This is a genomic window from Williamsia limnetica, assembly GCF_003217475.1.
GTDB lineage: Bacteria > Actinomycetota > Actinomycetes > Mycobacteriales > Mycobacteriaceae > Williamsia > Williamsia limnetica.
In genome coordinates, this window is the sequence record NZ_QJSP01000003.1 from 445,419 (window position 1) to 457,096 (window position 11,678).

At 60.8% G+C, this 11,678-nt stretch carries 12 protein-coding genes; 5 read left to right on the top strand and 7 right to left on the bottom strand.

All coding sequences use genetic code 11. The features are described from left to right. Positions 1-432: 432 nt before the first annotated feature. Complete coding sequence (locus DFR67_RS07205) at positions 433-1,467, bottom strand: ABC transporter substrate-binding protein (RefSeq protein WP_110468689.1); 1,035 nt, start codon at positions 1,465-1,467, stop codon at positions 433-435. 206 nt (positions 1,468-1,673) lie between these two features. On the opposite strand from DFR67_RS07205, the gene DFR67_RS07210 reads away from it, so the two are divergent. Together DFR67_RS07210 and DFR67_RS30190 are read left to right on the top strand one after the other, a co-directional pair. Further along, the gene (locus DFR67_RS07210; protein ID WP_158539917.1) at positions 1,674-2,396 is read left to right on the top strand and encodes an AraC family transcriptional regulator; all 723 of its coding nucleotides are present in this window, start codon (positions 1,674-1,676) and stop codon (positions 2,394-2,396) included. Between the two features lie 2,023 nt (positions 2,397-4,419). Continuing rightward, positions 4,420-5,382 (top strand): hypothetical protein, encoded by a 963-nt coding sequence (locus DFR67_RS30190; RefSeq protein ID WP_146240393.1) that lies wholly within the window; start codon positions 4,420-4,422, stop codon positions 5,380-5,382. An 86-nt stretch (positions 5,383-5,468) separates the two neighbouring features. Here DFR67_RS30190 and DFR67_RS07225 read toward each other — a convergent pair whose 3' ends face one another. Continuing rightward, positions 5,469-5,726 carry a LuxR C-terminal-related transcriptional regulator gene (locus tag DFR67_RS07225; RefSeq protein ID WP_084838768.1) on the bottom strand — a complete coding sequence of 86 codons (258 nt, stop codon included), beginning with the start codon at positions 5,724-5,726 and terminating at the stop codon, positions 5,469-5,471. A gap of 220 nt (positions 5,727-5,946) precedes the next feature. Between DFR67_RS07225 and DFR67_RS07230 the strand changes: the two genes are divergently transcribed. Further along, positions 5,947-7,104, top strand: coding sequence for a T3SS (YopN, CesT) and YbjN peptide-binding chaperone 1 (locus DFR67_RS07230; protein ID WP_110468693.1), 1,158 nt, complete (start codon positions 5,947-5,949; stop codon positions 7,102-7,104). A gap of 221 nt (positions 7,105-7,325) precedes the next feature. Here DFR67_RS07230 and DFR67_RS07235 read toward each other — a convergent pair whose 3' ends face one another. Further along, the gene (locus tag DFR67_RS07235) at positions 7,326-7,553 is read right to left on the bottom strand and encodes a hypothetical protein (protein WP_146240394.1); all 228 of its coding nucleotides are present in this window, start codon (positions 7,551-7,553) and stop codon (positions 7,326-7,328) included. Positions 7,554-7,885: 332 nt separating this feature from the next. Between DFR67_RS07235 and DFR67_RS07240 the strand changes: the two genes are divergently transcribed. After that, on the top strand, positions 7,886-8,332 hold the full coding sequence (locus DFR67_RS07240; RefSeq protein ID WP_211324958.1) for a PASTA domain-containing protein: 447 nt from the start codon (positions 7,886-7,888) through the stop codon (positions 8,330-8,332). Between the two features lie 42 nt (positions 8,333-8,374). On the opposite strand, the gene DFR67_RS07245 is transcribed toward DFR67_RS07240, so the two are convergent. Both DFR67_RS07245 and DFR67_RS30430 read right to left on the bottom strand, forming a co-directional pair. Then, complete coding sequence (locus tag DFR67_RS07245) at positions 8,375-8,968, bottom strand: GIY-YIG nuclease family protein (RefSeq protein WP_110468695.1); 594 nt, start codon at positions 8,966-8,968, stop codon at positions 8,375-8,377. Positions 8,969-9,149: 181 nt separating this feature from the next. Further along, positions 9,150-9,383, bottom strand: a complete 234-nt coding sequence (locus tag DFR67_RS30430) for a hypothetical protein (RefSeq protein WP_158539918.1) — start codon at positions 9,381-9,383, stop codon at positions 9,150-9,152. A 668-nt stretch (positions 9,384-10,051) separates the two neighbouring features. Between DFR67_RS30430 and DFR67_RS31565 the strand changes: the two genes are divergently transcribed. Next, entirely contained in the window at positions 10,052-10,393 is a 342-nt protein-coding gene (locus tag DFR67_RS31565; protein WP_110468696.1) for a uracil-DNA glycosylase family protein, read from the top strand. A gap of 88 nt (positions 10,394-10,481) precedes the next feature. On the opposite strand, the gene DFR67_RS07260 is transcribed toward DFR67_RS31565, so the two are convergent. Both DFR67_RS07260 and DFR67_RS30195 read right to left on the bottom strand, forming a co-directional pair. Beyond that, on the bottom strand, positions 10,482-11,249 hold the full coding sequence (locus tag DFR67_RS07260; protein ID WP_110468697.1) for a DUF6339 family protein: 768 nt from the start codon (positions 11,247-11,249) through the stop codon (positions 10,482-10,484). Further along, entirely contained in the window at positions 11,246-11,677 is a 432-nt protein-coding gene (locus tag DFR67_RS30195; protein WP_146240395.1) for a hypothetical protein, read from the bottom strand. Before DFR67_RS30195 ends, DFR67_RS07260 begins: the two co-directional genes overlap by 4 nt. Position 11,678 lies beyond the last annotated feature (1 nt).

The following is an 11,678-nucleotide window of genomic DNA, read 5'->3' on the forward strand; positions in this document are numbered from 1 at the left end:
CCGCCCCTTTCGCGACGCAGATCAACCAGGTCGACAGGACCTTGCCCTCGCGATCGCTTACGACGATCTGGTGGTCGCGGATGCCCCACGCATTTGTACATCACGGATCCGATCTATTCTTCTGTGACGACCGGGAGGTGCCATCAGCCAATGAGGAGAGCGTAGCGAGGGGGTACGACAATCAGCTCCGTCCCTGAGCGACGATCTTCCTCCCAGGCGTTTCGTTTTAGACGTACGATCGAGCGAACGTGGTCGATCGCCGATCACTGCTAACCCTCCGCGCACGTGACGGTGGCGGCGCTGCAAACTTCCGGCGCATCGTATTGTGTTCATGCCGCCCGCGATGGACGTCGTAAGTGGGCAACGGGTTGCGCAAGATGGGCGGCAACTCCCCGAGAGGTTAGCTTACGGACGATCAGCTCCAGGACCCCGCTACTTCGGCGATCCCGACGTCAGCGCAGCCGAAACGTCGGTTGCCACTCGTTCGAGCGAGATCGGAATGGTCAATGGTGACGGCTGCAACGACGCCAGGAAGACGATGTCCTGTTCCTGGCCGTAGAAGGCGACCGATCCGCGGCGCACGGCACTGAGATCTTTGAAGACCGGTACCGAGTACAACGACTGCGCGTCACCCGTGGACGGGTAGGCGATGATGACGTCGGCGTCGATCTCGCCGGCACGCTCGAGCGAGATGTCACCGATGAAGGCGCCGTCAGTGCTCTTATCCAGCGCCACGACACCCGGTGACGACACCAGCCCGAGTTCCTGGATCAGCTGATTGCGCGGATCAGCAGTCAGGTACGGCCACAATCCGGCGTCATGGACCTCGACGAACGTGTAGTTGACGCCGTCCAGCTCGGGGTGATCTGCCTTGACTTGCTTGATGCCACTGGTCAGCTCGGCTTCCAGCGCCACCGCTTCGTCGGTCATACCGATTGCCTTGGCGATGGTTTCGAGTTCGAGCCGCCAGTCCAGTTCCCACTGGCCCTGCGGCGACGCGATGGTCGGCGCGATCTGACTCAATTGCTTGTACGTGGCCTCGTCGAGCTCGCCGTAGGTGAGCAGGATCAGGTCGGGGTCGAGCGCCGCGACCTTCTCGATGCCCTTGGCACCAGACGGAAGCAGGGTCGTGACGTTCGTGTCGAGGAGGGGTTCGACCCACGACTGCACACCGTCCTCATTCGCCGCACCGAAGCCAGGAAACGTCTCGAGGCCAACAGGTTCCACACCGAGTGCGTACAAGATCTCACCAGCGGTTCCGGCTCCGAGTGCGACGATCCGTTCCGGCCGCTGCGGCACGGTGGTTTCGCCCATCGAGTGCTCGACGACAACGGGGAACGTTCCGTCGTTCGCTTCCGAGGCACTGGCAGTGTCATCGCTGGACGAACTACATCCGGCGAGCGCAAACAGCCCAGCGACGATGATCGCTGCGACTGTGCGGCCGGGCCCCCTGCGGGTGCTGAACACTTTTGACTCCTCATCGCTTCAGAGGCGGCACTGTTGCCCGGCTCAGTGCCTGAGGCTAACCTAACTTCCGGCGCAGAAGAATGCGGCAAACGAGCCACCAGGACGGGTAAATGGACACGGCGATGACCGAAAATCCGTATCGATTGGCGGCGAATACCGCGTCGGTCGATACAGATACCGCAAATGGGTCAATCGAAGATTTTTTCGTGACGCGGGACGCCTGCGACGTCGGGCTGCACTTCGAGCCGCATCGTCACGATACCGACGAGCTCATGTGGGCCCGCGAGGGACGACTCGATGTGCGCTTCGGTGGACGCAATCTGAGCCTGCATCACGGACATATGGCCTGGATCCCTGCGCAGGTAACGCATGAGGCCACGCTTCTCGGCGACGGTGAACTGATGTGTCTGTTCGCCGATACGCCACTCCGGCCGCCCGGCGACCGGTTCCTCGAACCCCATGTGGTCGCCGCCAGCTCACTGATGGGCACGCTGGTTCAGCACCTCCGCGATCTAGAGCGCCCGCGCGCTGAGCGACGGAAGACCCGTGAGCTGCTGACCGAACTCATCGCGACCTCGGAGGTTCGCGAGGACACTCTCGCGATGCCGCGCGACGGTCGAGCGGCAATCGTCGCCGACGAGCTGCTGGCCAATCCGGCCGATCAGCGGACTCTCGTCGAACTGGCGGAGTTCGTTCAGATCAGTCCGAGGACTCTCGCACGGACCTTCATCGCTGAGACGGGATCGTCACTGGGTAAGTGGCGCAACAGAGCTCGGCTCAATCACTCGCTCACGCTGTTGAAGCAAGGGCTCGCCGTCGAAGAGGTCGCAGCTGGCGTCGGGTACCGGACGACTAGTTCGTTCATCGAGACGTTCCGCAACGGCTTCGGGCTGACACCGGCTGCCTATCGGCGGCGGTTTCTGACGTAGAACATCAACGTAAGCGAGAAAAGCTCGCGAAGGCGGCATCGACGCGGGGCTTGCTCAACTTCGGCGGCCCGGTGTCGGGTGTGGAGGGAAACCGTTGTCATAGCAGCCTGGGACACTAGCGCCAACGCAGGTCAGGGAGGCCTTCAGCAAGATGTTGCCAGATTGACGGAGCACGGTGGACAAAGACGGAGCGATGCTGCGCAACCTTGTGTACGCATATGTGCGCAGTCGCGCGCACCGGCAAGTCACCAGGGGCGCCTACTAGGAACGTATGCGCGAAACCCTCTGTCCGTTGTTCACCTACGCGCCTGTTTGATGAGCGGCTGAACTGTTTCGGGTCGAGCCGTACTCATCGGAAAACGTCGAAGACGAGTTGCGCGCCCAACTCATCCGCGACGCTCTCGATGCGCTGCCGCCAACGCTCGACCCGTTTGCACGATATACGAAGGCTCCTGGATGGGTCATCAAACTGTCACAAAGCGCAGTTACCTGATCCGGGAAGCTCAGGTGGTGCTTGAAGATGGTGGTCTCAGGGATGACTTGTACGATTCTCGTGATGCAATGGCCCGGAATCGCATCAAGGACGGTCAGCCGGGAGACACCAAACGACGAAGGCATTCGTGGGTATCCGCCCGGTCTGCCGGAGTGGGACGAGTGGTAGCAAGCCAAAGCATCTCCGAGATCAGCCCCTGGCGAAACCTTCCTTAGCTTCAGATTGCGTGAATCTTGCGATTGCGCGCGCACCCTCGTGGCCATGCGCGATTTGGCACAAAAAGCCCTCATGCCAATGATCGCTCGGTGTTGGAGGCCGTGAACAGGTTCGCCGCCGGCAGATCGGCTAGGTTGCGACATTCGTAGTTGACGTTTCCCTCTAGTCGCAACCTCATCACGGTGCACTGTCACCGCAGTATTCCCCGGGGCCCTACACACCGAGACGCGTAAGGATACGTCCAGCGGTAGGCATCAACCACATCCTGCAGCCTGTGCTCGAGCCGATCCGGGTTGCGATCACGATTGTCGCGCACCGACGACCGATACGCTTCGGCCAGCTTACGAATGGCCGCTCGATCTTCTGAGTGCACCGGTATCTTCAGGACTCTGGCCTCTCCCTCGGCGACGCGAGTCAGCGCTCGGCCTTCGGCAAGTAGGTCATCCCAGTACTTCTGATTCATTCGCTTGTTCTCTCTTTCACAGGTGTCGACTCAGCAACAGGACGACTGCGACCTTTCGGCCTACCCGATTCCTGTTATTGGTTCTCAGTACGACTGAAATTCGGCGACCGTCAGTGTTGCCGTCAGCGACTCCAGGGTCGAAGGTAGACGCTGGTGACAACACCGACTCCGCCGTTGTAGCGCGCATGCTGTCCGCCTTGTGCAGGTCAGTGATGGCGCATACCTCGTGTTCGAGTCGTCGATAGTCAGCAGAACTGTTCGCTTGCTAATTTGGGAGTCATTGCCGCGCTTCAGCCGAGAATCCTTGCCCACCAACCCTTGGGTGTCCGCGACCATTTTCCGTAATCGCCCAACGCCGTCAGCGGTTCATCAAAGCGTCCGCCCGACGTCGAGAATACGTGCCTTCTCGACGTAGACACGCTCGGTGTGCGGGTCGGGCAGACCAACGAACGCGAGCCATCCCATCCCAACAGCTCGATTTCGCATAGCGAAACAGATCCCTTATAAGGTGTCAAGTGCCTGCAGGACATTTCCGTAGCACAGTCCGTCGTCGATCCGGTCTTCGACGGCGACACCGGCCTTGGCTGACGTTGAACCCGACTTGCAGAACCCCGCCGATTGCAGGCGGGCCGAACGATCGATATCCCTTGGCAGGAGCGTTCTGAGTAACAGACAAAGTAATTACTGATCTTAAAGTCGGCCACGAACCCGACGATTCGCACGGGTCGTGACGGAGAGCAGAGAACCCGTTCAATTCAGGTCGGCATCTCCCATCTCTGCAGTCACCCGAGACACGCGCAGGGCATAAGGTCGGTGGTGATCATCCGCTGGACGACGAGGAATCACTCCCCATGTACTTAGACCTACACGAACCGGACGCACCCGACCTCCTGTACCACTACACGACCGCTTCGGGGCTACTGGGCATCGTCGACAGACCTGACTTCACCCCGTACCGGACGCCCCATTGGGATCTTTCGCGCGCTTTAATGCTTCGCGCAACTGATGTCGGTTTCCTAGGCAATGGCACTGAATACCGGAATGCTCGGACTTTGCTCCTCGAAGAGATTGATCGCATCCACGACGCGTCATCGATGCATGTCCAGCAACTGCTCAACTCCCTTACTCGCCAATTGGATCGTCCGGCTGAAGATAGTGGCGCGCGCAGCTCTACGTACGCCGCTCGGTTTTCCGTCGATGGCGACTCGGCGGCCAAATGGCGAGGCTTACCAGCCACTGGAGGCAGGTACGCGATCGGGTTCGACGTGTCGCTCCTGGGACACCGAACCATAGTCTTAAACCGACCAATCAATCCTTCGCGCTTTGACGCGTACCGTCTAGAACCTGACACTTCGGACGACCACGTGAACTTCCGATTGCGAGCAGTCCACTACGGCAACGGAGCCGTCCGCAAGGCTGCGAGAGCGATCGTGAAGAAGTTGTTGGACACGGACCACCACGCTGTAGACAATCCCGAAGAATACGAAACGTGCCTGGCGGAGGTCGCTGCATGCCTCCGACCGGAAAGTGCCACCCAAGAACAAGAGTGGCGAATACTGTTCGAAGCTAACGAATCCGAAAGAACCGAGTTTCGCTCCGGCTCCATCGGATTAGTTCCGTATCGCAATCTGGCGATCATCGGTACACCGGCAAGCGAAGTGGCATCGGGAGCAAACGTTTGGGGTCCGATCAACCGCTTGCATGTGGGACCCGGTCCACACCAAGCAATCAGGATGGATGCCGCCAAACGTCTGTTGGCCGCAAACAAGATTGACCCCAACATCGTCTACGCAGCGGGCACAACCGGGCGCTGACCCACTACCGTCAAGCTACGCATCAAACCGTCCGCTGGCGACCGGCGGAAGGGTGCCTTCCCAATTCTCGACAGCCGTCGACGTTGTCAGAGCTCATCGACGGTGATCAAACCGTCCTGCAGAGCCCGCGCTAGCAGCGCGGCCTTGGTGTTGGCCGGACGGCCCGCGGCGTCGTACTTGCCGCGGATACGGGCGATGTGGGTGCTGACCGTCGCGGCACCGATGAACAGTGCGCGGCCGGCCTCCTCTTTGGTGTCGCAGATCAGCCAGGTCCGCAGGACCTCGACCTCTCGCTCGCTCAACGTCGGCCTGGTGGCCCGGGCTGTCTCGTCCATTGTGTACATCACGGATCCGATCTCTTCTTCGTCGACAGCCGGGAAGTGGCCGTCAGCAACGAGACGAACTTAGCTAGGGGGTGTGCCAATGAAATCCGTTGCGCGAGTGTCGATTTTACCTACACGCATGTGTTTTCGAACGCATGGTCGAGCGACGCAGTTGATGGCCCATCACTGTCAGACCCCCTCGCTACCCTTTCCCTACAGACAACAGAGAGGGAGGTGCCTGATGTCCAACATCTTCGACTTCGACGCTTCCGCTGCCGATGGATGGGCAGCATTCCGTGATGAGCTGGCGACCCGGCTGACCGGACTGCAGGCCTCGGACACGGTGCGGGTGAGTGCGGCGAACGCCGCCCTGGACGGCAGCGGGCCTGCTGCCCTGTTCACGGTCACCGATGACGATGAGGTGCGGTGCGTACTCGGTCCGACCCTGCTCGGGCAGAATCGGGAACTCGACGGCGCCGAGCTCTCGTTACTGATGGAACTCGAGTGGGATTCCATCTGCGAGGACGAATGTGTCGTGGAGCGTCCGCGCGACGAGATCGAACTCGTCGTGAACGCCGCCACGACGGTGATGCGGGAGCTGTGGCAGGTGGTGCACCCGACCTTCCTGCTCACGGTCCACGAGTCACCCCCGTCCACGCCTATCGTCGCTGTTCAGCCGACAGGCCAGTCGCATCTGCGTGCGCTGGTCGATGATGCGGTCGAGCGGATGACCGGGTCCGCGCCCACCAAGGACGACGACGGGGACATCATCTTCACCGTCAACGAGGAGACGTCGTGGCTATGCGTTGACGCTGCGGATCCGGTCCTTGAGATGTTCGCCAATCTCCCTGTCGACGTGCAGGACTCGGCGATAGCCAGCGCGGCACTCATGACGTTCTCGTCCACGTGGCCAGACATCAGGTTCGTCCTGCACGAGAGCCACGTCCGGGTGTCGATCAGGATGGACGCGACGGTCTTCACCGATGCGGTACTGCGGTCGACGCTGATCAAGTGGTTCGACTTCCTCACCGAAGGGTCGAGTGAGGTCGCGAAGGTCGTCGCTCAGGCCACTCCGGACGTCGAGGTGACAGACGGAGGGTTACCGGCCGGCCTGATGGTCATCTTGCAGCTCGACGACACCGACCACGGTCCCCTGTCGCCGCACGAGATCGCGACGATCTGCAACTTCGATCGGGACGACATCCTCCAGTACCTGCGGGTGAGCGAGGAGCAGGAATTGTCCTGGCGCAGTCCTATCTACGACGCGCTCTCCCGCGAAGACGAGGAAGAAGCGGCTGCCTGCGAGCACGAGGAAAAGGCGTGGTCGGCGACGGTGAAGAGCCTGCGGGAGGCGTTGCGGTTGGTGGTGCTGACAAGTCGGTTGGATGAGGTCCGGTAGACAGAGTCGGCCCGGCGACGACATCGAGGCACCGTCGTCTTGTTTCTACCGGATCGCCCGCCAAGAGATCCGAGTCAGTCCGGCTTACAGTGCTGGACCATGGCAAGAGTCCTCGTGTAGCTCGCCTCCCCGTCGGCGATCTGGTCGGACGCTTCGAAGCTGCTCTGCCCGTGGACGTAGTCGATATCGTCGCAGATTGTTCTTTCACCGCTGCATGACTTTCAGCACCCGTACCGCGGCCGCAGTGCACCGGCGGTGAAGTACTGCGCCACATAGGCATTCCACTGAGCATTCGGCATCAGGAACTCGGTGTCTGCGCAGTTTCCATCGAGTTCAACCCCTTCGCCGGTGGAGGCAATCTCGGTCGCGCTTGACGGGATCGTCGCCTCGAGAGTCGTCGCCACCTTCAGGTACCGTACAGCAGCGACGTGCGGCGAGCTGCGAGGCATGAGGTAAACGCTATAGCGCTCACGGCATGGCGCCTATCGCATGATCAGACCACATGGGTGTCTGCGGCATTGTCAAACATTTGCCACTGCGCTGTCGGGCTTGCGTGCTATACCTTTCGGGCATCGAATCTCGATCCGCGACATGGGTTACCCACGAACATATCTCGGCGCACCGCGTCTAACGCGCCGTATCGCGGCGCCTGTGCACCCCTTCAGCTTCTTCCCAAACAGAGAGTTGTCCTATGAACACACCACAATCGCCGTCACCGTCTCACGATTCGAATGCTGATCAGCCGACTCGGCGACCGCACCGGAAGGCCAGGCGGTCGTGGATGGTCAGCGGTATTGGTGCGGCCGTCCTACTGCTCGGGGTCGCCGGAGTGGCCGGCTGCTCGGACGACAAGGAAGCCACCACCACGACCACGTCATCGGCCTCGACGGTCACCGTCGCGCCGAGCACCGTGACCGTTCAGCCGACGGCAACCACCACCGCCGAGACAGCAGCACCGGCGCCGGTCGCACCGACAACCACGTCTGCACCACCCGCGGGCGGCATCATGCCGGCGGTCGTGTGCATGAATCTTCAGGCCGCGCAGAATCTCATCCAGGACAATGGGGTCTTCTACTCCCGGAGTGAGGACGCTACCGGCGAGGGCCGCATGCAGGTGAACGACAGCAACTGGGTCGTTGTGAGCCAGTCTCCGGAACCCGGAGTGGCAATCTCCGAAGGTGATGCGGTGTTGTCCGTGGTGAAGATCGGTGAGACGAGCGCGTGCTGATCGAGCCGGCGCCGACTCGGCCTGCGTGGCTGGTCTCCGGCCTCACTGAGCGATAACCGGTAGCTCGTTTGCCGTCGCGACGGCCGCTCTGCGGGTAGCGCGCAGGGTTGGCCGGAAAGGGCCGCTCGCGCCATCGATGTTCAGCGGTAGATCGACGGTCTCGATCAGCTGGTCCTCCAGGAGCCAAGGTGCGGGGTGGATGATCCACGAGACAAGTGCGTTGTGGGCCATCCACTCCGACAGCCGATCTTCGCCGTCGCCGAACTTCATTCGTTCACTGGGACCGAATCGTCTGAGTTGTAAACCCAACTCTTCGGACAACAAGCATCCCAGTGACTTTCGCAGCGTGGACACCGAGGCGTCCCCTGCGTAGTGCAGTTTGATCCGCCGCCGGATGTTCTGCTTGCTGGCCACTCCAGTCGAAGACGGTTTGCTCGGACTGATCCCGGCATAAAGCAGCACGAGGCCGTCGTCACGGTGGATGCAGTTCGAGACGTCGATGTCTGCGGGCAAGGCCTTGAACCACCAGCCGTAGACACCCGGCTCAGGGGGAACGGGATACGGTTTCGCGAGTACTTCCTCGCGGCGGTAGGTGCGGGCCGCGAGGTAGCGCTCGAGATAGTCCTGCTGGTTCATTGCGCTCTCACCGTATCGCCCAGGATCGAAGGATGGTGCAGTTCGCGGATCCTTCGAACACAAAATGCCAATCCAACCGAAGTGCAAGTCCGTGGAGCGTAAAGTCCTGTTAGCTAAAGTTATATCGTTAGCTATTTGAAAGGTTTGCGATGAGAAGGTGGCACGTCCGAGCTCACGAGCTCTAGTTGGTGGACATGCGTACGTTCACTCGTTCGGTCGCAGCGGTTGCCTTTTGCGCACTGGTTCTCGTCGGTTGCAATACATCTGCAGACGAATCCGACACACCATCAGACAGCTCTGCAGCCACATCTTCATCAGAGGAAGCGCTCACGTCGGACCCGGCCACTTCATTAAGCCCTTCGATCGCCGCGCCGCCACCGCTCACAGTGGAGCCGCCACCGCCCGCGCCGATCACCTTCGAGTGTGGTGACCCGTCGCTTTACCAGTCGGGCACCGCAATCTACTCGGACGGAACAACCGGTTACGAGCCATCGTGCGACACGTATGTTCCACCGACCGGCAGCCAGGATCAGAACGGTGACGGAGTCATCAGCGGATTCGAGCGCTGCGGAATGGCGTGCGGTGAGGACCCCACCAGCGGCGAACTCCAAGCGCAGTTCGGTTGTGAGCAGGGGTACATCACCGGACCGCTTTGCGACGAGGTGGGGCGGCCCTAGCGAGCCATTCCGCATTAGATATTCCGTTGAGGCACTGGGCACGTAGCGTCATAGGCTAGTCGAATGCGTGGGCCTGTCTCGGATACGAACACCTGGCAAAAGTTGATAATTACCACCGAGGAGTGTTGATGGACGTTTCAAAGGCGCCGCGGGCTCTCAAGAACGACCGCCTGCGCTCCCAGCGTGCGTCGGCGATCAGGCTCCCCCATGTTCGACCAATCAACGATCTCATCGACGAGATCGGCCGCGATGTGGGCGTCGAGAATCTTGCCTACAACGACCCGACCTTCGGTGGTCTCGATGCAGAAGTCCTTTTTGTCCTGAAAGCGCTGGAGGGTGACGCGAGCTCAGACAGCAAGCGGGTGAACTTCAGAGCTTCGACAACGACGACTCCGGTGCTGAGTTCTTGTTCCGTACTTGCAACCGGCTGGGCCTCGCTCGCGACAAATGCGCGGGGTGGAATATCTGTCCGTTCCCGACCGAGGGGAAGAACCCTTCGCGAGCCGAATTGGAACGTGCGCGTCCGTATACGATGCGAGTTCTCGAACTCTTACCGAAGCTCACAGTGGTTCTTCTGCTTGGCAATCCAGCTCAGAAGGGGTGGGAGTCCAGGTTTCTGCGTCGTCGTCCTGACGTCGAGGTCATTCTGGGCGCATCCCCATCCCCACCTGGTATCAATCAGAAGCGCAACCGCGAAGATTTCGAAAGCGCCATTCGCCGCGCAGTGAGTGTTGTGGAACGAACCTGAACGCACGGTTGTCGGCTCAGTCAAAGTTCCGCTCACCCTGGATTCGAGCCCGGGAAGATGCGTACGGTGATACGGGCTGACTTGCCACTCAAGACCCACTGATCCCAACCGAGGGTTTACGTGACGCCGCCTCGTGGAGCAACGCCCGAACCCTGTCGTCCAACTGATCGTCCGTCAAAACGGAAAAGTCGATGAACGCCATCAGTCGACGCAGACGCGGCGTAGCGCCCCGTAGCGCTTGGCGGCGTCCACCCTCTTGAGACCCTTCGGTAAGCACTCGAGCGATCGATCGTGCAAGTGGCGTGACGCCGGCGATGAATCGGCGTTCCGTGATCTGGTTCAGATCGCTTTCTGTCAGCCGCCGCAAGAGCGAATAATCATACGATTCTCCATTTTTGACACCGAACGTCGCGGCCTGCCACCACAGACGCGAAAACATGTGGCGAGTCAAGTCTGTCGCGATCCAGCGCTCGAGATTGTCACCGCTGAATCGCCAACGTGTCACGTCTGGCATCGCAACGACGGCGAGGAACGTCCACACTCCCCTGTTCCCGGCTTCGACTGCGGTGATATCCATCAACTGATGCATCTGTTCGGCCGCTGCACGGTCGAATGCGATGTGGTCCGCGCTGCCGACCTCAGCCGGGTAGCCATACTCTGCGGCTGTCGACCGAATCGCCTCGGCCAACTTCGCGACCCCGCTCTCGCCGATACGGTGGCCTCCGCTCGCCGCATAGGTCATCTGCGGATGCTTGTTTCGTGCCGCGCCCGCCAACTCGTCAGGGGAGATCCCTTCCAGCTTGCGATATCCGATAACACCGACGCCGGTACTCAGCCGCGGCCACAGCTCGGTCATGCGATCCTCCGTCCGAACCCAATCGACCGAGCACCTGCGATGATCGAACTTCGCAGATCCATTGACGCTGCCACGACAACTTCGGGTGTCCAGGCTGTCGGCTCGTCCAGAACTCGGCTGGTGAGCGCGCCGGCCGCGGCGCCGAAGGACTCGCTGTCGCAATCCTCGAGCTCATCCCACCGAGCAAGAGCCCATCGAACGATCTCGTCGACGATGCCCTCCTCCATCTCCTGCACCAGGGCCAGTTGCTCATCGGTGTGGTTCTTTTCTTTCTGCACTGCCGCCACGAGTTTCTTGTCGAGCGGGTTCAGGAGAAGAAGCAGCGCCCCCATCGCGGGCTCATCGGGACTCGCCGGCATCCTGAGATGCCAGCTGGCACCCTTGTCGATACCGAAGAGCTCGAAGTCGACGACCTCTGTAGGGAACATG